Here is a 23,532-nt window from a genome sequence, read left to right as displayed (position 1 = left end):
AATATCAGCTCTTCAGGCGTCTTAGAAGGTCGCCTTCAGGGTCGCGGCGAAGGTGGACGGCATCTTTTCGGCGTCCGACCAGCGCAGGTCGAGGCCCAGCTTGTCGTTGATGGCATAGGTCACGCCGAAGTTCTGCGTGGTGTAGCCAGCCGATTCATAATTGCCGAGCGCGCCCGAAACCGACCACTTGTCGGTCAGCGGGTAGGAGGCGTTCACTTCGTAATAGGGGTCTTCGAGCGACTTGGTCGGCAGGTACATGACCGCGCCGATTGTGCCCTTGCCCATCGGGTGGCTGACGGCGGCCTTCAGTTCGCCGACGTTGAAATCACCGCCCTTATCCGCGCCGGGATAGGTGTAGGCAATCGCGCCGAAATCGAAATGGTAGTTGCCGAGCGAGGGCGTGAGGCCGAGATAGAGGTCGAGTTCGGTATTGGCCTTGTTGCCCGCACCATCCGAGAAATCGACGTTCGAGGCCCACGCACCAGCGTAGAAGAGGCCCTTCGAATAGTCGATACCGCCCTGAATGGCGGCCTTGTCGTTGGTTTGCGATACGCCGCGCCAGACATAGTTGCTGGTGACGGCGAGATTATAGCTCAGCGAACCTGCGGCGTCCTGAGCCATAGCGGCTCCGCCGGCGAAGAGGGCGCTGATGGCGACAGCGGCGACAAGAAGCGTCTTTTTCATGGTTATTTTCCCAGTTTGGTGATTTTCGCCGCTCAGTTGAACTGTCGGCGTTTCGGAGGAATTCATCTCATTGGTGATAAGACCTGAGCCTAATGTACCTTTTTTTGTGGGTGCGCAAAGGCCCCCTATGTCATTTGGCAACGGTTTGATGCAAATTTATCACGTTATTTCAAGTGCTTGCCTGCCCCCTGGCCGGGTGGTTGGAAGCGCTTTTTTTTAAATAAATGTCAAAAAATTCAAATATTTGCGCACTGCAACATAAGGAGAGGCGAGCGCAATAAGGCACAAATACATCAAAAAGACGAAGTGTGCATTGCGGCAAAAATCGTACGGCGCTTATGAAAAATTAAACCTGTTATGGTTAAGCCCGAATGGAGCCCCGCGCGGGCGGCATGGTTCAGGGTCGGGTAGCTTGATGTCAGGTAGCAGTCTGTTAGATTGGATGAGAGAGGGCGCGCAGGGGCGATCCGGCGAGGGTGCCATGACGATGAACAGAAGTATGAGGACGCGGCATGTCCTGCCGGATTCGCCGGAAGCTTCATCTGCCTTACTGTATGAGGCGCTGTCCGCCGCAGGCAGCCTGTTATGGGCCTATGATCTTTCGCTCGGCCAGTTTGAATTTCGCGGCGACGCACAGAGCCTGGGCCTGACACCGTTTCACGATGTCATGACGCTGGAAACCCTGGCACCTTTGCTGGCGGGCGGTGAGGCTGAGCGGCTCGATACGGTGCTGCGCGCCCTTGATGTGCTGACCTCGATCGACCTGCCGGGCGATGACGATGTGCAGTGCCTGCTGCGTCTGAAAGACCGGCGGCTGGTCTATCTCAAGGGACGGCGCGTGGCGCGCGGTCTGGCGCTGGGCACACTGACCGATCTGAGTCGCGACATGCGCCATGCGGCGTCAAACGGCGGCGGCCAGCCCGGTGCGGGTCTGGATCTCGAAGACAGCCATATCGATTCGCTGACCGGCCTTTATAGTCGGAGTGGGTTTCTGCCCGCCGTCCGCACCCTGCTGGCGCGTCCCGGCGATTATGATTTCGTCGTGTGCGATCTCAATCGTTTCCGCCGGCTGAACGAGGCACTGGGCCATGAACGCGCCGATCTGGTGCTGAGCCTGCTGGCGCAGCGCCTGCGCGATGCTTTTCCCGGCTGTGCTGTGCTGGCGCGGCTTGGTGAGGATGAGTTTGCGGTGCTGACCCAGCGCGGTTTTCCGCGTGTGTCGGAACGGATGCGCAATGCGCTCGAACGGACGATTTCGGTGGCCGGTTTCGATATTCACCCCACCTTTTCGATGGGCGCGGTGGCGGTGGAGGGCGGCGAGGCGGCGCTTGACGGCGGCGAACTGCTGCGTCGCGCCGAAATGGCCGTTGAAGTGGCGAAATCGCGGGGGGCGGGCGGTGTGGCGGCCTATAAGCGCGATCTCGAAAGCGATGGCCTGACGCGGCTGGCGCTGGAAGCCGAACTGCGCAAAGCCTTTATCAGCGGCGAAATTCACGCCTGGTATCAGCCGATCGTCGATCTCGAAACCGGGGTGATCGCCGGGTTCGAGGCGCTGGCGCGCTGGGTGCATCCCAAGCGCGGCGTCATTCCGCCCGACAATTTCTTAAGCGCCACGCGCGACCTGGGCATGATGACCGATCTCGGCACCATCATCATGAACGCCACGGTGATGACGCTCGGCAAGTGGCTGAAGAGCTACAGGCTGCCGGAAGGTTTTTTCATCAGCGTCAATCTGTCGGCACCGGAAATCGAACGCCTGCATCTGGTGGAAGATGTATCGCGTCTGATCCGCGAGCATGACCTGCCGGTCAAGGCCCTGAAGCTGGAGGTGACCGAAAGCGATGTGATGCGCGATCCGGCGGCTTCGGCGCGTGTGCTGGAAGACTTGCGCGATGCGGGCGCGGGCATTGCGCTCGATGATTTCGGCACGGGCTTTTCGTCGCTGAGCTATCTGGCCAAGCTGCCTTTCGACACGCTGAAGATCGACCGTTCGTTCGTCTCGACTTTGGGCAAAGAAGAATCGTCGGAGAAGATCGTGCGCGCCATCCTGACACTTGGCCGCGATCTGGGGCTCGATGTGGTGGCCGAGGGTGTTGAGGATATGGCGCTGGCCAGCCAGCTCTACGGCCTGGGCTGCGGACTGGGGCAGGGCTATGGCTTTGCCAGGGCGCTCAAGGCTCAGGACGCCGAAGCCTTTCTGGTGGCGTCCCTGGCACAGGCGGACGCTTCAGGCATTACCCGCCGCGCCTGACAAATGGCCCGGCGTGATGCCGAGGCTGGCCACGGCGGCCGACCACATCTGATCGGGATCGCGCATAAAGATCAGCTCTTCCTGCGCCGGAACGATCAGCCAGGCATTGCCGCTGATTTCCTCTTCGAGCTGCCCCGGCCCCCAACCGGCATAGCCGAGTGCGATCAGGGTGCGGGCCGGGCCGGAACCGCTTGACAGATCAACCAGAATATCGCGCGAAACGGTCAGGCCCAATCCGCGCATTTCGCCGCCGCGCGTAGTGACTTCTGGCCCGCCGAGATCAACAGTGATGTCGTCGAGCTGATAATCGAGGCTGTGCAGCACGAAGCCGCGATCATTCTGCACCGGGCCGCCGCGGTAAATCTTCATGTCGGCCAGTTCCCCGGCCTGACGATCCTCGGCCTTCAGCCCCAGTTCCTGCATCATGCGCGCAAAATTCAGGCCACTGATCGGCTGGTTGAGAATCAGCCCCATAGCGTGATCGGCATCATGATGACACAGATAGATGACGCTGTGGTCAAAGGGCGGCGCGCTCAGGCCCGGCATGGCGATCAGGAGCTGGCCCTGATAGGAGACGTGCCCGTCCTGGCCCGCTATGGCAACACCGGGAAACGCGGAGGAAGAGGGGGGAGGCGTATTCATAATGAAAAGCTTATCATATTCGCACCCTCTTGTCTCGCTGCGGCTCTTGGCACGGCGCAAGACCGGCCTATATAGGGGGCGCAACATAGCACACAAGGAGCGCCTGCATGTCTCTCAAATCCGGTGACAAGATCCCCGACCTGACCCTGACCGTGGTTGACGAAGAGGGCCCCAAGCCCACGCCGTCCGCTGATTTTTTCACCGGGAAAACCGTGGTGCTGTTCGCCGTGCCGGGCGCCTACACCCCTACCTGTTCGGCGCGCCACCTGCCGGGCTTCAAGGATCACGCCGCCGATTTCAAGGCCAGGGGCGTCGATACCGTGGCCTGCACCTCGGTCAATGACTATTTCGTCATGAAGGCGTGGGCGAAGGATCAGGGTATTGGCGATGAGGTGGTGATGCTGGCCGATGGCAATGGCGAATTCGCCAAGACGATGGGCCTGACACTCGATGCTTCGGGCTTCGGCATGGGGCCGCGTTCACAGCGCTATGCCGCCGTCATCAAAAATGGCGTGATCGACAAGCTGTTCGTTGAAGAAGGCGGCGAGTTCAGGGTTTCAGCGGCAGAGTATGTGCTGGAACAGCTTTAAGACCGGAAGCGGGAGCCAGACTCCCGCTTTTTTTCTTACACCCGGCCACCGAAATTGAGCGTGTGGGGGCCTGAGTCTCTGGTGCGGCCGCGTGCGCCATAGGTGGCGCTGCGGTTGCGCTTGGCGTTGATGTCGCTGGCCACCGCCGTGATAATGCCTTCGGTGACGCGCCTGGCCGCATTGACGGCGTGTTCGTAGCGCTTCAGCCGGGTCTGAAAAAGTTCGGTGGCGTTTCGCAAGCTTGTTTTCTCCGCATCGCTCATGCCGTCAAGCAGATCGGGACTGGCCTTGATGCGCATCGATTCATGGCGATAGAGGTTCGACAGATGGCGCGTTTCCTCAACCTCAACAGCAATATCCTGCGGGCGATGGGCCTCCAGACTGAGGGTTTCGCGCTCCAGCCGCTCACCCAGCCTGACGGTCAGGGCCAGAAGCTGGCGGGCGCGTTCTGAGCCGTTTTGTGCGGAAAGTGCCATAAGTCTATTGTCCTGCCTGAACCTTAATGAGTTGTTTCTGCATCATGTCGGAAATGCCGACCCCACCGCGCATGGCCATCTGTCTGGCCATGGCATCGACATAAAAAGAGCGCATGGCCTCTTCGCCCGCGCCGCCACCGAAGGGGCCATCGGCGGACAGGCCATCGAACATCGGCTTCAACAGATTAGACAGGCACATGGTTTCGAAATCGAGACCGAGCTTGGCGTTCGACTTGCCGCCCTTGCCGGCCGAAGCCGCCATTTGCTGGATCGATGACGGGCCGGAAACGACGCTCTGGGCCGAGGTCTGGGCGTTTTGCAAGGTGAGAAGCGCGGCGGTATCCATTACATCACCTCAATATCGGCTTGCAGAGCGCCCGAGGCCTTAATGGCCTGAATAATGGCGATCATGTCGCGTGGCGTCACCTTGAGCGCATTGAGCCCGGCCACCAGATCAGACAGGGTGGAGCCGCCGCCGAGCTGGATCAGTTGCTTGCCCTTTTCCTCATCGACGCTGACCTGACTAGATGGTACGGCGGCGGTCTGGCCTTGCGAGAAGGGCAGGGGCTGGCTGATTGAGGGCTGCTCATCGACACGGATGGTCAGGTTACCCTGGGCGATGGCGACGCGAGAGATACGTACATTCTCGCCCATCACAATGACGCCATTGACCTCATCGATCACCACCTTGGCCGGGGCATCGACATCGACATCCATCGGCTCGACCTGAGTGATGAAATCCATCATCGAGGTGCCGGCGGGCGGCTTGATGGCGACGATGGACGGATTTTCGGCGACGGCCGTACCCGGATACTGACGGTCGATGGCGTCGGCGATGCGGCGCGCAGTGGTGAAGTCGGGATTGTGCAGGGTCAGGCGCAAAACCTGCATGGCATTGAAATTGAAATTGGTTTCACGCTCGATCGTGCCGCCCGATGCGATGCGTCCTGCCGTCGGCACCCCCTTGGTGACCGATGAGCCCGATGCGCCGCTGGCGGATACCGAACCGGTCTGAACCGTACCCTGCGCCACGGCATAGGCCTCGCCATCAGCGCCCATCAGCGGGGTGACAAGAAGCGTGCCGCCGAGCAGGCTTTTGGAATCGCCCATAGCCGATACGGTGACATCAAGCGTGGCGCCGGGCGCGGAAAAGGGCGGCAGTTCGGCGGTGACCATGACGGCGGCGGCGTTTTTGGTATTGAGGGAGGCGTCACGCACATTGACACCCAGCCGCTCCATCATGCTTTCGAGCGACTGCTTGAGCATGGGTGAATTGCGCACCGTGTCGCCGGTGCCGTTAAGGCCCACCACGATGCCATAGCCGATAAGCTGGTTGGTGCGCACGCCCTCGACATCGACAATATCCTTGATGCGCGAGGCGGCCAGAGCCTGACCGGAGATCATCATGCCGATCATGGCGGTGGCGCAGAACGCCGCTTTCAGTTTCAGGCCCATTGTCATCAACGCTTTCATGCGGCTGTTAACCATACTTGCCCGATATGTCTGCGAAGAGCGTGCCAGAGTCTGTGGATAAATATATTGAATGGATTCAGCGTATTGAAGCCGAGCATCGCCCAAGGCTTAACAAATGGGAAAAATATGCCGGGGCGTTAAGGCTTCGCTTACCCGGCGTGGGCAATATTGGCCGGGTTATCGCACCGGTAAAAGACCGGTGCGCTCCTAATCAGGGCGCAGAGTAAGAATTTACGCGGTTTATCAGAGTCTTTCGACATGGTTTCAGGTGTAGGTTCGAGCATGACGATCAGAATCAATTCAGCTACGGGCGCAGCTTCATCTGCTGGCGCCAGTGGTGTGCGCAAGACGAGCGGCGGGTTTTCCCTGTCCGGTTCCTCAGGTGCCGGCAAGGCGTCCGCGCCTTCGCAAAGCTCGGCGGCCGTGGGGATGCTCGGCATCGACGCTCTGGTGGCCATTCAGGCCGAGGAAGATGTGCTGCATGGCCGCCGCCGCCGTCAGATCAAGCGCTCGCACGACATTCTCGACGCGCTCGACGACATCAAGGTCAGCGTCCTGTCGGGCGATCTCGATGACGAGGCGCTGCTACGCCTGCAAGGGCTGATCGCCTTGCACCGCGAAGACATTTCCGATGACAGGCTGCAAGGCGTGCTCAATGAAATCGAAACGCGCGCCTGCGTCGAACTGGCCAAGCGCCGTCTGGTCTGAACCGGGCTGGCCTGATCTGAACCGGGGCGTAGCCTGCATTCAAACTGTCACGTTAAAAAGACTTCACAGCCTTAATCTTAGTCACTATAAGCCAGCCTGCCTGCGCACCCTGAAATCCGAACGGACAGGGGCTGTGGTATCGAATTTGCTGCTTAACCGCGCGGGGAGACGGATCTGTGCCGCCTCAGGACTCGCCGGCTATCGATTATCAGGGGTGTGAAAAAGCTTATGTCTGCTGCCGAAATGCCTGAATTGCATGTCGATTATCGTCCTTCTGAGGACGAAGACTATATGAGCCCGCGCCAGCTTGCCTATTTTCGCCGCAAGCTGAACGACTGGAAGGAAGAGATCCTTCGCGGGGCTAAGGAAACCGTCAATATCATGCAGAAGGAAACGGAGAATCACCCCGATCTTGTTGATCGCGCGTCTTCGGAATCCGACCGCGCCCTCGAACTGCGTACGCGCGACCGCCAGCGCAAGCTGATCTCGAAAATCGACGAGGCCATTTCGCGCATCGATGATGGTTCCTACGGCTATTGCGAGGAAACCGGTGAGCCGATCGGCCTTGGCCGCCTTGAGGCCCGCCCGACGGCGACCCTGTCCATCGAAGCTCAGGAACGCCACGAGCGCTCCGAGCGCGTGCACCGCGACGACTGAGACATGATTGAGAAAAAGCCCGTGCCGGTCACGGGCTTTTTTGTGGGCCTTACCCCGCCATCTCCCACAGGGCGTTGGCCTTGTCATACATGCTGGTTTGCGCTGCGGGGCGGCCGATGAAATAGCCTTGCGCCTCGGCGCAGTTCAGGCTTTTGAGCGCTTCCATCTGTTCGCGGGTTTCCACCCCCTCTGCTGTGATTCGTACGCCGAGGGATTTCGCCATGTCGGTAATGGCGCGGATAATCGACAGGGCGTTGCGGTCATGGGGCAGTTCGCGCACGAAAGACTGATCGATCTTGATCTTGTCGAACGGGAAGGTGCGCAGATAGCTGAGGCTGGAATAGCCGGTGCCGAAATCATCCATGGCGATGGTAACGCCGAGGCTGCGAATGGCGTTCAGAATGCCGAGATTGTGCGTCTCATTTTCAAAAACTACGCTTTCGGTAATTTCGAGTTCGAGGCGGCGGGGATCAAGACCGGAGCGTTTCAGCGCCTTTTTGATGATGGCCGTCAGCGATTTGTGCCGGAATTGCAGAGGTGAGATATTGACCGCCACGCGCCAGTTGTGCGGCCACAAGGCCGCCGTCTGGCAGGCCTGTTCCACCACCCACTCGCCAAGCGGTCCGATCAGGCCGCAATCCTCGGCCACGGGAATAAAATCGACCGGTGACACGCGCCCGCGTTGCGGGTGGTTCCAGCGCAGCAGGGCCTCGAAGGACACGATCTCATGGCTGGCCAGATCGAGAAGCGGCTGGTAGTGCAGCTCGAACTGCCCTTCCGTCAGTGCAACTTTCAGATCCTTTTCCATCTCGATGCGATCCTGCAACCGCGCGTCCATTTCCGGGCGATAGAAGCGCCAGCCATTGCGGCCTTCGTTCTTGACCTGATACATGGCCAGGTCGGCGCGCGACAAAAGATTACGGGCGTCCATGCCGTCTTCGGGTGCCAGACTGATGCCGATGGATGCGCCGATTTCGAATTGCAGATCATTGATGACGAAAGGTGTTTTCATGGCCTCAAGGATGCGCTCGGCCAGATGGCGGGCGTCTTCGGGGATGCAAATATCCTGAAGCACCGTGAATTCGTCGCCGCCCATGCGCGCGATCACATCGCCCTTGCGCACGCACAGGCGCAGACGGGCCGCCACCTCATTCAAGACCTGATCGCCGATCAGATGGCCGCAGGAATCATTGACGATCTTGAAGCGGTCGAGATCGAGATAGAGCAGGGCCAGGCGATGGTGGTGACGCTGCACGCGGCCCAGGGCGTTTTCGATTTCGTGCGTGAACAGGGTGCGGTTGGCGAGGCCTGTCAGGGCGTCATAATGGGCCAGGTGCTGAATGCGGTTTTCCGCCTGTTTCTGTTCGGTCAGGTCGATGCCGAGGGTCAGGATGCAGTCGGCTTCGCCGCTGGCGTCGCGCAGGACGGTTTTTTTGAATTGCAAGGTGCGCACCTGTCCCTCGCCATCGACAAGATCGACCTCATTGAGCAGGACGGCTGTATCGCTTTCCAGCGCCTTTTGATCGGCGGCATGAAAGAGAGCGGCGCGCTCGCTGCTCATGAACTCGGCACTGGTCAGACCGGTAATGTCGCGTCCCTTCGTGCCCAGCCAGTTTTCGCCCACCTGATTGACGAGCAGAATACGCTGGTCGGAGGCCTGTTTGACCATGACCATAGCCGGAATATTCTGAATGACCAGATCGAGGAAGGCCTGCTGGCGCTGCGCATTGCTGCTGACCCTTATCAGGTCGTCGGTCAGGTGGCGCTGCTGATTGTGCGCGGCTTGCAGATCGGCGCTGGTGGCCTTAAGCACCGACAAGGAGGTGCCGACGCCAGCATAACGGCCGTTGCGGGTGGCGATAAAGCCGCGCATCAGTTCGGAGGGCCGCTCGCTCAGGGTGGAGCGGGTGAAATCGCGCAAGGGCGTCTCCACATCGACGAGCAGAGGATTGGCGTCCATCAGTGCGGTGACGGGTTTGCTGCTATAGAGGGCGCGGCCATATTCAGCCGCCATCGTCAGGCTGAAGGCGTGGCGTTCGATCAGGCCGAGCACGTGGCCCGCAACATCTGTAATCGCCACAACCATCAGATCGGCATCGTCGCGGAAGGCTTCATAAAGGGTGGAATTGCTGCAATCGGCCAGAAAAGGCTCGATGGCGTCGGTTATATCTGCAATGCGCAAGCTGACTTGCATGGAGGTACTCACCTTCGGTTTACGCAACAGCGCTTTTGCGCCTGAGAAGCGTGTAGCGGGCAATCGCTAAGCGGCTTTTAATGTCATAAAAACTTGTCTGAACTGTCATTTATGACGGACGTGAAAATCGACAGAAGCCTTTTCAAACCAGCCTCAGGCGCGTATGGGAGGGCCTCCCTGTTGCCTGTGAGACTCTGCCCATGACCGTCAAGGTTCGCTTCGCCCCTTCGCCCACCGGCCGTATCCATGCCGGTAATGTGCGCGCCGCTCTGCAAAACTGGCTGTTTGCCCGTCAGAAGCAGGGCCTTTTCGTGCTGCGCATCGACGATACCGATCTGGAGCGCTCAACCAAAGACAACGAAGACCTGATCGAAACCGATCTGCAATGGCTGGGTCTGGTCTGGGATGAGCGCTACAACCAGTCGAAACGTTTCGATATTTATGACCGCGCCGCCGACTATCTGAAGGCTGCCGGACGCCTGTATCCCGCCTATGAAACCGCCGACGAGCTTGACCGCCGTCGCAAGGTGCAGTTGTCGCGTGGTCTGCCGCCGGTTTATGACCGCGCCGCGCTCAATTTGTCTGATGCGGAAAAAGCCACGCTGGAAGCCGAGGGCCGCAAACCGCACTGGCGCTTCAAGCTCGAAGGCAAGCGCGTGGCCTGGGAAGATATGGTGCGCGGCCACTGTGAGGTCGATACCACCTCCATGTCCGATCCGGTGCTGATCCGCGAAGACGGTGCCTATCTCTACACCCTGCCTTCGGTGGTGGACGATATGGATATGCAGATCACGCATGTGATCCGTGGCGAGGATCATGTCGCCAATACCGGCACCCAGCTTGAGATTTTCGAGGCCCTGCAAGGCCTGTTCGCTGCGCCCGTGCCGGTTTTCGCCCATATGTCGCTGCTGGTCGGGGCCGATGGCGAGGGGCTGTCGAAGCGCCTCGGTTCGATGTCGATCTCGCAGATGCGCGAGGACGGACTGGAGCCGCTGGCCATCACCTCGCATCTGGCCAAAATCGGCACCTCCGATGCGCTGGAAGCCGCGCCGTCGCTGGAGGCGCTGGTCGAGCTTCAGGACTTCGCCAAGATGGGCCGTGCCCCGGCGCGCTATGATTTCGACGATCTGATGCGGCTGAATGCTGGCGTTTTGCAAGCCATGAGCTATGCCGAAGCGAAGCCGCGTCTGGCGGCGCTCGATGCCGATCTGGGTGAGTTATTTTGGGAGACGGTCAGGCCGAACCTGCATAAATTCGCCGACATCACCGAATGGGTGGCGGTGGTGAAGGGCGACATTGCGCCGCGTATCGAAGACCCAGCCTTTGCCGCCAGGGCGCTGGAACTTTTGCCCGCCGATTATGGCCGTGAGTCTTGGCAGGCCTGGACGGCCGCCATCAAGGAAGCGACCGGTGCCAAGGGCAAGGCCCTGTTCATGCCGCTGCGTCAGGCCCTGACCGGCATGGATCACGGCCCCGACATGGGGGCTTTGAGCTTCCTGATCGGGCGCGCTGAGATCGCACGGCGCTTGAAAGCTTAGAGCGCTTTTCGATCTGGTGGGATCGGATTGTTGCTATAAATCTTTGTTTTATAGCTATTTCTTATCAAAAAAGTGGATCCCCATTTTGGGGAAACGCTCTAAGCCACCGCGCCGAACAACTTGCCGACTCCGGCGGTGACGGCCAGGGCCAGAGCGCCCCAGAAGGTGACGCGGATCACGGGCCTGAGCATGGGTGAGCCGCCCGTCCATGCGCCCAAAGCGCCGAGCAGGGCCAGAAAGATCAGCGACGAGACGGAAACCGTCCATATGCCAAAGGCACGCGGGCTGAGCCACAGTGTGACAATCGGCAGAATGGAACCGGCCGAGAAGGACAAGGCCGAGGCGATAGCCGCCTGAATGGGCCGCGCCGTGGTCATGTCGGAAATGCCCAGTTCATCGCGGGCGTGGGCATCGAGCGCATTGTGTGCGGTCAGTTGCTGCGCCACCTGTTCCGCCAGTTCGGCGCTTAAGCCGCGCGCCTGATAAATGCCCTTGAGTTCGGCCAGTTCGGCCTTTGGGTCATCATGCAGTTCCTGGCGCTCGCGTGTCAGTTCGGCGTTTTCCGTGTCGGATTGCGAACTGACCGATACATATTCGCCCGCCGCCATCGACAGGGCACCCGCCGTCAGGGCCGCCACGCCGGTGATCAGCAAATCGGTTTTGGAAGCCTTGGTCGCCGCCACCCCAACCAGCAGGGCAGCGGTGGAGACGATGCCGTCATTGGCACCCAGGACGGCGGCGCGCAACCAGCCGATACGGTTGATGAAGTGATTTTCATTGTGCCCACGTTTAGCCATTTCAGATTACCTTTCTGGTGTCGATCTTGATGTCGTGGCTGCGCATTCCGGCGATGGCAGGCAGAACCTCAGCCACGCTGTCGACGCTGACATAGGTTTCGCGGAAATTGGCCGGGATGAAGCCCTCGGCCAGCATATGTTCGATCAGAGCAAAAAAGGGTTGCCAGAATTGATTGATGTTCAGGAAGATGACCGGCTTCATATGCAGGTCGAGCCTGCGCCATGACAACAGCTCGACAATCTCTTCCAGCGTGCCGATGCCGCCGGGCAGCACGATGAAGGCGTCTGATTCCTCGAACATCATCATCTTGCGTTCGTGCATATTGGCGACGATGCGCGTTTCGACATCATCGAACAGGATTTCCCGTGAGCGCAGGAATTGCGGCATGATGCCGAGCACGCGGCCGCCCGCCTCATGAACGGCGTGGGCGGTTTCGCCCATCAGCCCAACCCCGCCGCCGCCATAAACGAGACGCAGGTCTGCCCCCGCCAGCACCTGACCCAGATCGCGCGCCGCTTCACGATAGTCGCCGGACGCACCAAAGGCGGAGCCGCAATAAACACAGACGGATTTGATTTCGGATGGACTGGACGGCATTCGGTTACTGTTCCTGATTAAGCCTGTTATCTGCTCTTGGCCCGCCCGGTATAAAAAAACAACATGGGCGCTGTGACCCTATTCCACTAGGCGCAGGCGTGAAAAGCGGATAGTGCTGCCATCAGGAAGAAAACTCATGCTGCGTCTCTTAATCCCTATCATGACCTGTGGCCTCCTGTTCGTTCTGGCGGGCTGTCACGCCGATCCGGCGAAAACCGGTGGTGATGACGATGCGGCCCTGCGCGCGGCGGGCTATTCGCGTGCGCCGCAGGTGACCGGGGTGGAGCAGGGCGGCGGCGGCAGCTATATCATCAGCGGCAATGCCATGCCCGACGGACGGGTGCGCGTGACCTATGGCGGTGATAGCGCCATTGGCGTTACCGCCGATGCCAAGGGGCACTTCCGTGCGCCCGTGCCGTCAAGCGCGCAAGGCGGCGGCCTCTATGATCTGTCGATTGAGGATAATGGCCGGTTGATGCACGCCGAAGGACGGCTGTTTATTCCGCCGCAGCACCCTGAAAAGGCGACGCTGATTCGCGCCGGTGCGCCCAGCCTGCCGCTGTTCGACAAGACGCAAGCGATTGCCGTCATCGATTATGATGCGGCAGGTGCAATCGCCATTTCCGGCCATCTGGCCGTTTCGGGCACGGTGGATGTGCTGATCGATGGCGATATTCGCGCCCAGATCAAGCCCGACGCCCGACACGCCTACAGTGCCGTGTCGCAGATCGCTCCGCCAGGCAGCGTGCCGAAAAAAGTCGAGATCGTTTTACAGCCGAGCGGTCAAAAGACGGGCCAGAACAATGTGCTGGCCACGCGCACCCTGTTGGTGTCTTTACCGGAAACCAACACCGACAATATATCGGCCCTGGCGGATGGATGGCGTGTCGATTCGGTGCTGCCGGGCGGCGGGATGCAGACCACGCTCGTTTTCTGAGAAGACGGCCTGCGACGACGCCCTACATCATCTCGTTTTGTTTCTGCTGGGTCGAGGAAAACAGCTTTTTGAGAAACTCCGTCAGGCCGTGGCGCTTGGCCTTGCGGTTGACGGCCTCATCGCTGACCAGCCAGGCGATCTGCACCACGCGGCGTTCGCCCTCGAAAGGCGTGTGGCCATGCCAGGAATTGTCCAGGCGCGGGAAGGCGATGAAGTGGCCATAGCCGGGATTGACCTCGGCCGTGCCGGGGCCATCCTGATCGGGGCCTTCCAGAAAACGCAGATTGCCGCCGCTTGCGCCATCTCGGTTGAGGTAGATCAGCGCCGAAGCCAGCTTGTCGGCGCCATCGGTATGGGCGCGACCGTCCTTGAGCGCCGACCATTTGCGCACCGTGACCCAGCTTGGCTTATCCACCAGATTGACGCCGAGCTTGGCCCCGACGGCACGGGCGAATTCCGGCCCGCGCACCTCTTCCAGCAGGGCGCGAAAGGATGGCCCCATTGGAAAGTCTTCTGGCCGCATAAAGCCGGTCTTGTTGATCTGCGGAAAATCGCGGGCGATGTCGTCTTCCATCTCAGGCGGCAGAATATCCGCGCCGATCAGATTGCGGAAGGGATAGTCGGAGGCGGGCGTGGCCTCGATGGCGTCATAACGCAGCATGGGAAATAAAACCTGTTCGTCGAACTGACACTCAATATAGCCTCAAGCGGCGTGGCGCGCTACGGGCGATTGTGACGCATATCGAAGGACGATTCAGTTTTTTTGAGAAAAAGCGGATGGCTCCCCGGACAGGACTCGAACCTGTGACAAGTCGATTAACAGTCGACTGCTCTACCAACTGAGCTACCGGGGATCACATCGGCAAGGCGCGCCCTATAGCAAGGCTTTGATTAGATGCGCAAGTCTCAATCGCCAAGTTTTCAACATTTATTCTTCGCGCGGCACATAAGCGCCGTTCCGTCTGAGGATCGACGCGGCGCATAGAAAAAAGCCCGAAAACAGGTTTCGGGCTTCGGGAAGTCAGGTGATGGTGGATGTCTTCAAAAACGGAAAGACAACGATGTTATGCCGGGTGTTCGGTTAATGCAGGGTAAATGCTGCCTGGGCAGTCTTCAGGGACGCTTTTACCAGCCATTCAGCAGCGGCTTAACGCACAGGCTCACATGTCGTTGATGTGTGAGGCTCACACATGAAAAAATGTTCTCAACATGTTCTCATGTGGAAAATTTAAAGCCTACTGATTTTATTTGAGATTTGCTTGGAGGCCTGAGCCAGAGTCGAACTGGCCTACACGGATTTGCAATCCGCTGCGTAACCGCTCCGCCATCAGGCCTCACTTGAGCGAAGCGGTGAGCTATCAGATCGTCTCAGCGCCTGCAATGACCGATAGGGCAATTTTGCCAATAAATTTTTAAAAATTTCGCCTCGGCTGTTTTGCGGCGCAAAATTTTTCGTTGAAGCCGACAGGGGGTTGCGCTTATAAGCGGGCGGATTAAAAGCTGTATTCAGTTATATATTAAAAGTCCGCGTTTCTGCGCGGCGTTCCCCGAAGGAAGCCCCGTTCATGGATTTTCATGCCAGCCGTCAGAATATGGTCGAATCCCAGGTGCGGGTGAATGATGTCACCGATCATCCTCTGGTCATGGCGATGCGCCAGGTGCAGCGCGAGCGTTTGTGTGCTTCGTCGCAGGGTTTCCGCGCCTATGCCGAAGCCGAACCGGTGATTGCGCCGGGACGTACCCTGATGGCGCCGCGCGACATTGCCAAGCTGTTGCAGACGGTCGAGCCGGTGGCCGGTGAAAGCGCCCTGGCCCTGGCAGCGCCCTATGCAGCCGCGGTGCTGGCCACAGCGGGCCTGAAGGTTGTGGCGCAGGAAGCCGATCCGCGCGCTATGGCGGTGATCGAGCCCTATCTCAAGGAACTCGGTGTCGAGACGCAAACCGCCGACCTGAACATGCCTACGGGTCAGGATTATGATGTCATCGTGGTCGAGGGGGCTGTGGCCGAAGTGCCTGATGCCTGGCTGAAGGCGCTGAAGGTGGGCGGGCGGCTCGCCGTGGTTCTGCGCGACGGGCCTGTTGGTCGTGCGCGCCTCTATCTGCGCCTTGCCGCCGGTTTTTCAGAACGCGACGTGTTCGATTCCACGCCGTCCACCCTGCCGGGCTTTGAGCGCGCGCCGTCTTTCCAGTTCTGATGTTCAGCCCATTACCCGAACGCCTGCGACACCACTGACAGTTTTTTACTCTGACATTCTGTTATAGAATGAAAAAAGCTTAACTCGTCAGGTGTAAGAACTTCTGCTATCAGAAGTTTAAACTAAGTCTGCGGCTGAAATTCTGGCGAATGCCCGGACTTTTCCAAAGCGATCTGGAGGGAGCGGCAGAGACTGCCGAAACGATCAGACGGCTATATCGGGGTACTATGTTGATGAAGACTTCCAAATTTGCAGGCAAGGCGCTTGCCGTGTCGCTGGCGGCCCTGTCGCTGGTTCTGGCGGGTGTCGGCGCGGCGCAGGCCGAATCGCTGAATGACGCCATTGCTATGGCCTATGCGCAAAACCCGACGCTTACCCGCTCGCGCGCCGCGCAGCGCGCCACGGATGAAGGTTATGTGCAGAGCCGGTCGCAGTTTGGCCCGTCGGTCAGCGCCGCTGCATCGAGCGATTATTCTGATCACGAGCAGGATTTGGCCGGTAATCGCTCCTATAGCACGCTGGGCCTGTCGGCGAATCAGGCCCTGTTCGCTTCGGGGGGCCTGACCGCTTCGCTGGCGGCTTCCAAGGCCACAGTCCTGTCGGGTCAGCAGAGCCTGCGCTCCACGGAATCCAGCGTCCTGCTCGATGTGATCAGCGTCTATACGGCGGTGCGGCGCGACCAGGAGGCGCTGAAGATTTCGCAGGACGATTACGACATTCTCAAGCAGCAACTCGATCAGACTCAGGCGCAGTTCGATGTCGGCCAGTTAACACGCACCGATGTGGCCCAGTCGCAGGCGCGGCTGGCGGCTTCGGCGGCCTCTCTGGCCCAGGCCCAGGCCCAACTCGATACCGACCGCGCCTCCTATGTGGCCGTGGTCGGCCAGTCGCCGGTGGCGCTCGACCCCACGCCCGACCTGCCGGGTTTGCCAACCGATTTTAACGCGGCCCTTGCCGCCGCCAATCAGAATAATCCCGATTTGCAGTCTGCCGTCTTCGCCGAAAAGGCCGCCGCCGACCGCGTGCGCGCCGAACGTTCGGTCTATGGCCCTACAATCGGCCTGTCGGCCAGTTCGGGTTATACGGCACCGACAAGTCAACTTGGCCATCTCGGTGATTACGAGGGCACAAGCCTGACCGCCCGTCTGTCGATTCCGCTGTACAGCGCAGGGCTGAACGCTTCACGCATCCGCGCAGCCAAAGCCGACCTCGACGCGCAGGCTGCCACGGTGGAACTGACGCGCCGTTCGGTGGTATCGACCGTGGCGCAGGCCTGGTCGCAAATGCTGGCGGCGCGTTCGGTGGTGACGTCGAGCCAGGAACAGGTCAAGGCGGCGCAGGTAGCGGCAGATGGTGTCAAAACCGAGCAGCAGGTGGGCTTGCGCACCAATATCGAAGTGCTCAACGCCGATCAGGAACTGAAAAGCGCGCAACTGGCGCTGATCGAGGCCCAGCGCGATCAATATCTGGCCGGCAGCCAGCTTTTGTCGGTCATGGGTGGGCTGACGGCCCGTGCCTTCGTGCCCGATATTCAGGTTTACGACCCGCAGAAGAATTTCGACAAGGTGAAAAATAAGGGCTGGTCGCCGCTCGAACCGGTGGTGCGCGTGCTCGACGGACTGGCGGGAGGCGGGCAATAAACGCCTGCCTTCGCCAATTTCATCTTGCCTTTTTATATCGGCCTAATGTCTGCAAGTTCGCTTGATCACAGAAAAATTAGCCGATTGGACGAAAATGTGGCCGTGGCGTGACCGTTAAGAGTTGCCAAAATCGCCGAACACGTGTCAGCTAGCCTCGGTTTACGATTCCCTTATCCGATTCGCAGCAGTTAGAGACGATGGCAGAACAATCCGCACACGAACCGACCATGGAGGAAATCCTGGCCTCTATCCGCCGCATCATCTCCGAGGATGACGCGCCCGCCGATGCGAACGCCGAGGCCGAGTCTGAGGCGGTTGCCGACGAGTCGGCTGCCGTCGAAGCGAAAGCTGAAGCAGACGACGATTTTGCGGTTGAGGACGAGGGCGGGGCCGAAGATGACGTCCTCGAACTGACTGAAACCTATGAAGCCGGCCCGTCCTCCGTCTCCATCGGCGACATCGAAGCGTATGAACCGGAGGCTGTAGCCGCGCCCGAACCGGCTCCCGCACCTGTGGCCAGGCCTGCGCCGCGTAGTAGCGGCCTGGTCAGCGAACGCACCGAATCGATGGCGGCTTCGTCCTTTGGCGCCCTGACCAGTTCGCTTCTGGTGCCGCACAGCGACCGTACCCTCGAAGACGTGGTGCGCGATATGCTGCAACCGCTGCTGCAAGCCTGGCTCGATCAGAACCTGCCCGGCATCGTTGAAGAGCAGGTGCGTCAGGAAGTCGAACGCATCGCCCGTCAGTCGCGTCGCTAAACCTGATCTCGTCATAGATTTTACTACCATCTCCTGTTAAGAGGGCGGCGTCGGTCACAGACGCCGCCTTTTTCATTTTCCGCACCTTTCGAGCCCGCACCGCACACCATGTTAGACAAGACCTTCGATCCGAGCGCCGTTGAACCCCGCCTTTACGCCATGTGGGAAAAATCGGGCGCTTTCGCCCCGAATGATAGCGGCGAGGCCTTTTCGATCGTCATCCCGCCGCCCAATGTGACCGGCAATCTGCATATCGGCCATGCGCTCAACAACACCTTGCAGGATGTGCTGGTGCGATTCGAGCGGATGCGCGGCAAGGCGGCCCTGTGGCTGCCGGGCACGGATCACGCCGGTATCGCCACCCAGATGGTGGTAGAGCGGCAACTGGCGCAAGCCGGGCTGAAGCGCCGCGATATGGGCCGCGACGCCTTTGTGGCGAAGGTGTGGGACTGGAAGGCCGAATCGGGTGGCACGATTGTGCGCCAATTGCGCCGTCTGGGCGCGTCATGCGACTGGTCGCGCGAGCGTTTCACGCTCGATGATGGCCTGAGCGCCGCCGTGCGCAAGGTGTTCGTCACCCTGCATAAGCAGGGCCTGATGTACCGCGACAAGCGGCTGGTCAACTGGGATCCGCAGTTCCAGACGGCGATTTCCGATCTTGAGGTCGAGCAAAAAGAGGTCGATGGCCATTACTGGCACTTCGCCTATCCGCTGGCCGATGGGGTCAGCTTCGACTATCCGGTCAAGGACGAGGACGGCAACGATACGACCGAAACGCGCGACTATATCGTGGTGGCGACCACGCGCCCGGAAACCATGCTGGGCGATTCCGCCGTGGCCGTGCATCCGGACGACCCACGCTATACCGGCCTGATCGGCAAATCGGTCATCCTGCCGATCACGGGTCGCCGCATCCCGATCGTGGCCGACGAATATGCCGACCCGACCAAGGGTTCCGGCGCGGTCAAGATCACGCCTGCCCACGATTTCAACGACTTTATGGTCGGCAAGCGGCATGAATTAAAAACAATTAGCATTTTCGATGCTCATGCCAGAGTGCGTTACGCGAGCCAGCCTAGCTTTATTGAACAACAAAATTTGCGAAATGTTGGGCGCCCGTTTCCCAACTTCGAAGAGTTAGATGCCTTGGAAGCAATTCCCCAAGAGTTTCAAGGGAAAGATCGATTTGAAGTGCGCAAAAGCATTATCGCCCGCGCCGAAGAGGAGGGCTGGCTGAAGGCCATTGAGAAGACCAAGCATATGGTGCCGCATGGCGACCGTTCCGGCGTGGTGATCGAACCCTTCCTGACCGACCAGTGGTACGTCAATGCCGGTGAGTTGGCCAAGGAAGCGATTGCCGCCGTCGAGGATGGCCGCACGGTGTTCGAGCCGAAGAACTGGGAAAAGACGTACTTTGAGTGGATGCGCAATATCGAGCCGTGGTGCGTGTCGCGCCAGCTCTGGTGGGGCCATCGCATTCCGGCCTGGTATGCCGAAGACGGCAAGATTTTTGTCGCCGAAACCGAGGCCGAAGCGCTTGCCGAGGCGGCGACCCATTACGGCAGGGCCGTGGCGCTGAAGCAGGACGAGGACGTCCTCGATACCTGGTTCTCGTCGGCGCTGTGGCCGTTTTCGACGATGGGCTGGCCGGAAGACACGGCTGATCTTAAGCGCTTCTACCCGACTGATACATTGATCACCGGCTTCGACATCATCTTCTTCTGGGTGGCCCGGATGATGATGATGGGGCTGCATTTCACCGGGCAGGCGCCGTTCAGGCGCGTCTTTATCAATGCTCTGGTCCGCGATGACAAGGGCCAGAAGATGTCGAAATCCAAGGGCAATGTGGTCGATCCGCTGGCCCTGATCGACGAATATGGCGCCGATGCGCTGCGTTTCACCATGACGGCCATGTCGGGGCAGGGGCGCGACATTAAGTTATCGAAGCAGCGCATTGAAGGGTATCGCAATTTTTCCACCAAGCTGTGGAATGCCACCCGCTTCACCCAAATGAATGAGTGCGCGCGTGTGGCCGGTTTTGATCCGTCTCAGGTCAAGTTGACCCTCAGCCGCTGGATCCGGGGCGAGGTGCAGAAAACCCTGTCGGCGGTGACGCAGGCGCTGGAAGCCTGCGCCTTCGATGATGCGGCGAATGCGCTCTATAAATTCATCTGGAACGTGTTCTGCGACTGGTATCTCGAACTGGCCAAGCCGATCCTCAATGGCGATGATCCAGAGGCCAGGGCCGAAATACGCGCCATGACGGCCTGGGTACTCGATCAGGCCACCATCCTGCTGCATCCGGTCATGCCCTTCATCACCGAGGAATTGTGGGAAAAAACCGGCGGTCAGGGCATGTTGATGACGCACGCTTGGCCGAAATTCGATGCCGGTTTCATCGATGCCGAAGCCGATGCGGAAGTGAACTGGCTGATTGATTTGATCAATGAAATCCGTTCAATCCGCTCGGAAATGAATGTGCCGGGTTCGGCGCGCTCGCCCCTGATTCTGACCGGCGCATCCGATGTGACTCGTAGCCGCGTCGCTACGCACGAAGACCTGATCCTGTTCCTTGGCCGTTTGTCGGAGGTGCGTCTGGCCGACAGCGCGCCGGCAGGTGCCGTGCCCTTCGTGTCGGGTGAGGCGACGGCGCATCTGGCCATTGTTGAATTCATTGATCTCAAGGCCGAAGAGGCGCGCCTGATCAAGGGCATAGCCGAGTTCGACAAGACGATCATGGTGACAAGCAAGAAGCTCGACAATCCTGATTTCGTGGCGCGCGCGCCGGAAGAGGTGATCGTGGAAAACCGCGAACGCCTCAGCGAAGCGCAGGACGGTAAGGCGAAGTTGTCGGCAGCCTATGAACGTTTGAAGGCAGTGGTTTAGGTTTTTCCGGCCACGGAAATGAAACCGGATTCGGCGGGCGTAGCGCCTGATGCCAGCCTATCTAAGGTTTCAACCACGGAAAACACGGATCATGGCCTTTGGCCATGACACGGATAAAAAGAACGGCCCGCGTCTGCCGTTGCCGTTCCAATTTTACACTGTTCATCCGTGACGTCGCGAAGCGGCGATCCGTGTTTTCCGTGGTTGAAATCTTATTTTTTGCTCCGGGCGCTTACGGATAGGGCGCTGCGCGCCGGGCTCTTCAGATCGTGCCCCAGGGCGTGGTGTAATTGAGCGCTTGGCATCAATGACTTCCGGACAGGTCCGGGCTTTTATCAGTTTGCCACGGCGGGCATGCTGATAAGCGGATCATCGCTGAGTTGTGCGATGGTTTCAAGGGTAATGTAGCGCCCGCGCTGAACCGCCCATTCATCGTTCTGTTCGAGCAAGATGGCGCCGACCAGTCTGGTGATGGCATCGTCGTTTGGGAAGATGCCCACGACATCGCAGCGACGCTTGATTTCGCCATTGAGCCGTTCAATGGGGTTGGTTGAGTGCAGCTTGATGCGGTGTTCCTTCGGGAAGGTCATATAGGCCAGGACATCGTGCTCAGCCTCGTCCATGATCGTGGCCAGCTTTGGCATTTTGGGCCTGAGCTGGTCGGCGACGTTTCGCCATTGGGTACTCGCCGTTTCCGCCGTCTCCTGGGCGAAGGCCGTGCCGATGAAGGCAGAGACGACGCGTCGCCCGCTCTTGCCGGCATGGGCGCAGACATTGCGCATGAAGTGAACACGGCAGCGCTGCCAGGTGGCGTTGAGAACCTTGGAGACGGCACCCTTGATCCCGATGTGGGCATCAGAGACCACAAGTTTGACACCACGCAGGCCCCGGCGTGTCAGGTTGCGCAGGAACTCTGCCCAGATCGGTTCGGCTTCCGAGGTGCCGACCTCCATGCCCAGCACTTCACGCCTGCCGTCGCTGTTGACGCCAACGCAGATGATGACGGCGACCGAGACGATACGGCCGCCCCGGCGCACCTTCAGATACGTAGCGTCAATCCAGATGTATGGCCATTCCCCTTCAATGGGGCGGTTCAGGAAAGCCTTCACACGGTCATCGATCTCTTCGCACAGCCGACTGACCTGACTCTTGGAGATGCCGCTCATCCCCATCGCCTTGACCAGATCATCGACAGAGCGCGTCGAGATACCCTGAACGTAAGCCTCCTGGATCACAGCCGTCAGTGCCTTCTCGGCCATGCGCCTGGGCTCCAGGAAACCCGGGAAGTAACTGCCTTTACGAAGCTTCGGGATCCGAAGCTCGACCGTGCCTGCGCGTGTTTCCCAGTCTCGGTCACGATAGCCGTTGCGCTGGACCAGCCGGTCGCCGGTTTTCTCATGGTAGCCGGCACCGGTCATGCCGCTCACTTCCAATGCCATCAAGCGTTCAGCCGTGAAGCTGATCATGTCGCGCAACAAATCGCTGTCTGAGGTCTTTTCAACAAGCCCTTTCAGGGCCATCATATCGTCGGTCATCGGTGTTCTTTCGTTCTGGAATGAGTGTCGCAACCCAAACCTATCCGAAAATCACTGATGACCAACCCGCTACGCTAAGGCTCGCTTTGCCCTTTTGAATGGGCGGCGAGCCATGCGCTACGCTCTTACCCAGTTACACCACTCGCTGGGACACGACCGATTGGTTCGCCTTCTGAACCAATCACGATGGTTTTTGCAAAATCTGTTAACACTTAGTACTCGCATTCCGTTAGCACTTTACCTGTTCCAAAATTTTCCGCTAATAACCTGCCAGACGAAACCGAGCTCCAAGCGGTTTCAAATGGGGGCTAAGGTCTTGGAATTTCTAGAGTTAGCACATCTATGTGCGCCCAGTGTTCATCCCACCACACTGCAGCGGCTTGTCAGCGTTGAGTCCAGCTTCAACCCGTACGCGATTGGGGTCGTTAACGGCCGTTTATCGCGGCAGCCGACTTCGAAGTCCGAAGCGATAGCCACAGTGAGGGCGCTCGAAGCTAAAGGCTATAATTACAGCCTTGGCATAACCCAGGTGAATAAGAAGAATCTGGCCAGTCACAATCTGACTGTCGAGACCGCATTTGATCCCTGTCAAAACCTTCGCTCCGGCAGTGAAATCCTTGCCGATTGTTTCCGCTCCGCTACAAGATCGATGCCTGATCCACAGCGCGCGTTACGCGACGCTTTCAGTTGCTACTACACCGGCAATCTGACGAGCGGCTATAGGCTTGGCTATGTCGCAAAGATCGAAGCGGCGAGGGGAGGGGGCGGCTCAACCAGGATTACCTCCACGCCTACACGTGCCTTGTCGGTATCCGTCCGCAGGCATGGCCGAACTCTGCCCGCGGGGGGCGTCGTTTCGATTTCAAAAACGGCGGATCCACCGAAGACATCGGCACTTTTGTTCTGACTTAAACATCGAAACAACCCAAGCCTCACAGCGGAGATGCACCCAGCATCCGCCGCAAGGTCGAGC

21 protein-coding genes and 2 tRNA genes are annotated in these 23,532 nt (G+C 59.4%); 11 read left to right on the top strand and 12 right to left on the bottom strand.

The genetic code is table 11. The annotated features are described in order from the left end of the window. Nucleotides 1-21 precede the first annotated feature (21 nt). Entirely contained in the window at nt 22-684 is a 663-nt protein-coding gene (locus QB905_RS05620; protein WP_282973554.1) for a TorF family putative porin, read from the bottom strand. A gap of 487 nt (nt 685-1,171) precedes the next feature. On the opposite strand from QB905_RS05620, the gene QB905_RS05615 reads away from it, so the two are divergent. Beyond that, nucleotides 1,172-2,935, top strand: a complete 1,764-nt coding sequence (locus QB905_RS05615; RefSeq protein WP_282973553.1) for a putative bifunctional diguanylate cyclase/phosphodiesterase — start codon at nt 1,172-1,174, stop codon at nt 2,933-2,935. On the opposite strand, the gene QB905_RS05610 is transcribed toward QB905_RS05615, so the two are convergent. Then, the gene (locus tag QB905_RS05610) at nt 2,912-3,577 is read right to left on the bottom strand and encodes a YqgE/AlgH family protein (RefSeq protein ID WP_282973552.1); all 666 of its coding nucleotides are present in this window, start codon (nt 3,575-3,577) and stop codon (nt 2,912-2,914) included. The genes QB905_RS05615 and QB905_RS05610 overlap by 24 nt on opposite strands. A 107-nt stretch (nt 3,578-3,684) precedes the next feature. Between QB905_RS05610 and QB905_RS05605 the strand changes: the two genes are divergently transcribed. Continuing rightward, a complete protein-coding gene (locus QB905_RS05605) occupies nt 3,685-4,167 on the top strand; it encodes a peroxiredoxin (protein ID WP_282973551.1) in 483 nt (160 codons plus the stop codon). A gap of 35 nt (nt 4,168-4,202) precedes the next feature. Here the strand turns inward: QB905_RS05605 and QB905_RS05600 are convergent, their stop codons facing one another. From QB905_RS05600 to QB905_RS05590, 3 genes are read right to left on the bottom strand one after another with little or no spacing between them, the layout of a single operon-like run. Then, nucleotides 4,203-4,643 carry a flagellar basal-body protein FlbY gene (locus QB905_RS05600; RefSeq protein ID WP_282973550.1) on the bottom strand — a complete coding sequence of 147 codons (441 nt, stop codon included), beginning with the start codon at nt 4,641-4,643 and terminating at the stop codon, nt 4,203-4,205. Between the two features lie 4 nt (nt 4,644-4,647). Then, complete coding sequence (locus QB905_RS05595; protein ID WP_282973549.1) at nt 4,648-4,989, bottom strand: rod-binding protein; 342 nt, start codon at nt 4,987-4,989, stop codon at nt 4,648-4,650. After that, on the bottom strand, nt 4,989-6,131 hold the full coding sequence (locus QB905_RS05590; RefSeq protein ID WP_461781770.1) for a flagellar basal body P-ring protein FlgI: 1,143 nt from the start codon (nt 6,129-6,131) through the stop codon (nt 4,989-4,991). The genes QB905_RS05595 and QB905_RS05590 overlap by 1 nt, the downstream gene beginning before the upstream one ends. Nucleotides 6,132-6,398: 267 nt before the next feature. Between QB905_RS05590 and QB905_RS05585 the strand changes: the two genes are divergently transcribed. Together QB905_RS05585 and dksA are read left to right on the top strand one after the other, a co-directional pair. Continuing rightward, complete coding sequence (locus QB905_RS05585) at nt 6,399-6,824, top strand: flagellar assembly protein FliX (protein ID WP_282973548.1); 426 nt, start codon at nt 6,399-6,401, stop codon at nt 6,822-6,824. 228 nt (nt 6,825-7,052) lie between these two features. Next, complete coding sequence (dksA, locus tag QB905_RS05580) at nt 7,053-7,481, top strand: RNA polymerase-binding protein DksA (RefSeq protein ID WP_282973547.1); 429 nt, start codon at nt 7,053-7,055, stop codon at nt 7,479-7,481. Nucleotides 7,482-7,530: 49 nt separating this feature from the next. Here the strand turns inward: dksA and QB905_RS05575 are convergent, their stop codons facing one another. Then, a complete protein-coding gene (locus QB905_RS05575; RefSeq protein WP_282973546.1) occupies nt 7,531-9,675 on the bottom strand; it encodes a putative bifunctional diguanylate cyclase/phosphodiesterase in 2,145 nt (714 codons plus the stop codon). Between the two features lie 200 nt (nt 9,676-9,875). On the opposite strand from QB905_RS05575, the gene gltX reads away from it, so the two are divergent. Further along, a complete protein-coding gene (gene gltX, locus QB905_RS05570) occupies nt 9,876-11,213 on the top strand; it encodes a glutamate--tRNA ligase (RefSeq protein WP_282973545.1) in 1,338 nt (445 codons plus the stop codon). A 98-nt stretch (nt 11,214-11,311) separates the two neighbouring features. Here the strand turns inward: gltX and QB905_RS05565 are convergent, their stop codons facing one another. Together QB905_RS05565 and QB905_RS05560 are read right to left on the bottom strand one after the other, a co-directional pair. Then, nucleotides 11,312-12,010 (bottom strand): VIT1/CCC1 transporter family protein, encoded by a 699-nt coding sequence (locus tag QB905_RS05565; RefSeq protein ID WP_282973544.1) that lies wholly within the window; start codon nt 12,008-12,010, stop codon nt 11,312-11,314. Between the two features lies 1 nt (nt 12,011). Continuing rightward, entirely contained in the window at nt 12,012-12,608 is a 597-nt protein-coding gene (locus QB905_RS05560; RefSeq protein ID WP_282973543.1) for an LOG family protein, read from the bottom strand. A gap of 136 nt (nt 12,609-12,744) precedes the next feature. On the opposite strand from QB905_RS05560, the gene QB905_RS05555 reads away from it, so the two are divergent. Then, the gene (locus tag QB905_RS05555) at nt 12,745-13,545 is read left to right on the top strand and encodes a hypothetical protein (RefSeq protein ID WP_282973542.1); all 801 of its coding nucleotides are present in this window, start codon (nt 12,745-12,747) and stop codon (nt 13,543-13,545) included. A 22-nt stretch (nt 13,546-13,567) separates the two neighbouring features. Here the strand turns inward: QB905_RS05555 and QB905_RS05550 are convergent, their stop codons facing one another. The 3 genes from QB905_RS05550 to QB905_RS05540 all read right to left on the bottom strand — a co-directional run bounded on the left by QB905_RS05550 (nt 13,568) and on the right by QB905_RS05540 (nt 14,879). Continuing rightward, nucleotides 13,568-14,206: a 2OG-Fe(II) oxygenase gene (locus QB905_RS05550; RefSeq protein WP_282973541.1), complete on the bottom strand. Its 639-nt coding sequence runs from the start codon at nt 14,204-14,206 to the stop codon at nt 13,568-13,570. A gap of 117 nt (nt 14,207-14,323) precedes the next feature. Beyond that, nucleotides 14,324-14,399: transfer RNA gene (locus QB905_RS05545), tRNA-Asn, on the bottom strand. A 406-nt stretch (nt 14,400-14,805) separates the two neighbouring features. Next, nucleotides 14,806-14,879, bottom strand: a tRNA-Cys gene (locus QB905_RS05540). Nucleotides 14,880-15,110: 231 nt separating this feature from the next. On the opposite strand from QB905_RS05540, the gene QB905_RS05535 reads away from it, so the two are divergent. From QB905_RS05535 to QB905_RS05520, 4 genes are all read left to right on the top strand, one after another. After that, nucleotides 15,111-15,740 (top strand): protein-L-isoaspartate O-methyltransferase family protein, encoded by a 630-nt coding sequence (locus QB905_RS05535; RefSeq protein ID WP_282973540.1) that lies wholly within the window; start codon nt 15,111-15,113, stop codon nt 15,738-15,740. A 233-nt stretch (nt 15,741-15,973) separates the two neighbouring features. After that, on the top strand, nt 15,974-17,380 hold the full coding sequence (locus tag QB905_RS05530; protein WP_282973539.1) for a TolC family outer membrane protein: 1,407 nt from the start codon (nt 15,974-15,976) through the stop codon (nt 17,378-17,380). Nucleotides 17,381-17,607: 227 nt separating this feature from the next. Continuing rightward, a complete protein-coding gene (locus QB905_RS05525) occupies nt 17,608-18,138 on the top strand; it encodes a DUF2497 domain-containing protein (protein WP_282973538.1) in 531 nt (176 codons plus the stop codon). A gap of 108 nt (nt 18,139-18,246) precedes the next feature. Continuing rightward, nucleotides 18,247-21,024: a valine--tRNA ligase gene (locus QB905_RS05520; RefSeq protein ID WP_282973537.1), complete on the top strand. Its 2,778-nt coding sequence runs from the start codon at nt 18,247-18,249 to the stop codon at nt 21,022-21,024. A 335-nt stretch (nt 21,025-21,359) separates the two neighbouring features. On the opposite strand, the gene QB905_RS05515 is transcribed toward QB905_RS05520, so the two are convergent. Next, nucleotides 21,360-22,559 (bottom strand): IS256 family transposase, encoded by a 1,200-nt coding sequence (locus QB905_RS05515; RefSeq protein ID WP_282973536.1) that lies wholly within the window; start codon nt 22,557-22,559, stop codon nt 21,360-21,362. A gap of 112 nt (nt 22,560-22,671) precedes the next feature. Here QB905_RS05515 and QB905_RS15295 point away from each other — a divergent pair, with 112 nt between their 5' ends. Further along, nucleotides 22,672-23,466, top strand: a complete 795-nt coding sequence (locus QB905_RS15295; protein WP_461781769.1) for a lytic transglycosylase domain-containing protein — start codon at nt 22,672-22,674, stop codon at nt 23,464-23,466. The last annotated feature ends 66 nt before the right edge of the window (nt 23,467-23,532 follow it).

This window comes from Asticcacaulis sp. EMRT-3 (genome assembly GCF_030027245.1).
Classification (GTDB): Bacteria; Pseudomonadota; Alphaproteobacteria; order Caulobacterales; family Caulobacteraceae; genus Asticcacaulis.
This window is presented reverse-complemented; position numbering and strand designations above follow the sequence as displayed.

Coding starts and splice junctions, on each gene's coding strand:
- dksA (WP_282973547.1), top strand. CDS start 7,053: ATGTCTGCTGCCGAAATGCCTGAATTGCATGTCGATTATCGTCCTTCT.
- QB905_RS05525 (WP_282973538.1), top strand. CDS start 17,608: ATGGAGGAAATCCTGGCCTCTATCCGCCGCATCATCTCCGAGGATGAC.
- gltX (WP_282973545.1), top strand. CDS start 9,876: ATGACCGTCAAGGTTCGCTTCGCCCCTTCGCCCACCGGCCGTATCCAT.
- QB905_RS05590 (WP_461781770.1), bottom strand. CDS start 6,131: ATGGTTAACAGCCGCATGAAAGCGTTGATGACAATGGGCCTGAAACTG.
- QB905_RS05520 (WP_282973537.1), top strand. CDS start 18,247: ATGTTAGACAAGACCTTCGATCCGAGCGCCGTTGAACCCCGCCTTTAC.
- QB905_RS05515 (WP_282973536.1), bottom strand. CDS start 22,559: ATGACCGACGATATGATGGCCCTGAAAGGGCTTGTTGAAAAGACCTCA.
- QB905_RS05560 (WP_282973543.1), bottom strand. CDS start 12,608: ATGCCGTCCAGTCCATCCGAAATCAAATCCGTCTGTGTTTATTGCGGC.
- QB905_RS05610 (WP_282973552.1), bottom strand. CDS start 3,577: ATGAATACGCCTCCCCCCTCTTCCTCCGCGTTTCCCGGTGTTGCCATA.
- QB905_RS05600 (WP_282973550.1), bottom strand. CDS start 4,643: ATGGCACTTTCCGCACAAAACGGCTCAGAACGCGCCCGCCAGCTTCTG.
- QB905_RS05550 (WP_282973541.1), bottom strand. CDS start 14,206: ATGCTGCGTTATGACGCCATCGAGGCCACGCCCGCCTCCGACTATCCC.
- QB905_RS05530 (WP_282973539.1), top strand. CDS start 15,974: ATGAAGACTTCCAAATTTGCAGGCAAGGCGCTTGCCGTGTCGCTGGCG.
- QB905_RS15295 (WP_461781769.1), top strand. CDS start 22,672: ATGCGCTACGCTCTTACCCAGTTACACCACTCGCTGGGACACGACCGA.
- QB905_RS05555 (WP_282973542.1), top strand. CDS start 12,745: ATGCTGCGTCTCTTAATCCCTATCATGACCTGTGGCCTCCTGTTCGTT.
- QB905_RS05575 (WP_282973546.1), bottom strand. CDS start 9,675: ATGCAAGTCAGCTTGCGCATTGCAGATATAACCGACGCCATCGAGCCT.
- QB905_RS05595 (WP_282973549.1), bottom strand. CDS start 4,989: ATGGATACCGCCGCGCTTCTCACCTTGCAAAACGCCCAGACCTCGGCC.
- QB905_RS05620 (WP_282973554.1), bottom strand. CDS start 684: ATGAAAAAGACGCTTCTTGTCGCCGCTGTCGCCATCAGCGCCCTCTTC.
- QB905_RS05605 (WP_282973551.1), top strand. CDS start 3,685: ATGTCTCTCAAATCCGGTGACAAGATCCCCGACCTGACCCTGACCGTG.
- QB905_RS05615 (WP_282973553.1), top strand. CDS start 1,172: ATGAACAGAAGTATGAGGACGCGGCATGTCCTGCCGGATTCGCCGGAA.
- QB905_RS05585 (WP_282973548.1), top strand. CDS start 6,399: ATGACGATCAGAATCAATTCAGCTACGGGCGCAGCTTCATCTGCTGGC.
- QB905_RS05535 (WP_282973540.1), top strand. CDS start 15,111: ATGGATTTTCATGCCAGCCGTCAGAATATGGTCGAATCCCAGGTGCGG.
- QB905_RS05565 (WP_282973544.1), bottom strand. CDS start 12,010: ATGGCTAAACGTGGGCACAATGAAAATCACTTCATCAACCGTATCGGC.